Source organism: Verminephrobacter aporrectodeae subsp. tuberculatae At4 (genome assembly GCF_000193225.1).
GTDB lineage: Bacteria > Pseudomonadota > Gammaproteobacteria > Burkholderiales > Burkholderiaceae_C > Acidovorax > Acidovorax aporrectodeae.
In genome coordinates this window covers 1-246 of record NZ_AFAL01000596.1, presented here as the reverse complement: position 1 = coordinate 246, position 246 = coordinate 1, and the positions used below count along the sequence as shown (strand labels likewise).

General features: G+C 61.0%; 1 protein-coding gene. It reads right to left on the bottom strand.

Going from position 1 to position 246, the window contains the following annotated elements:
• The coding region (locus VTU_RS28335) for a transposase (RefSeq protein ID WP_010107041.1) at positions 1-246 on the bottom strand (246 nt) is incomplete at both ends.

The following is a 246-nucleotide window of genomic DNA, read 5'->3' as shown; positions in this document are numbered from 1 at the left end:
CGGTCGTAGCTGATCTGCGCCTGCGGCAACGCCAACCCCACTCCCTTGGCGTAGGCCGCGCTCATGTCCATGCACACATGCTTGACCTGCTCGCTGTCGCCACCATGGGCCTTCAGATCGTCAACAAAATCGAGCACCGTCTTGTGATCGCGTCCCTCGGTGGCGAACAGCAGTCGTTTGGCATCGAGGTCATGCACGACGGTGATGTAGTTCTGTCCCCGGCGCATACTGGTCTCGTCGATGCCC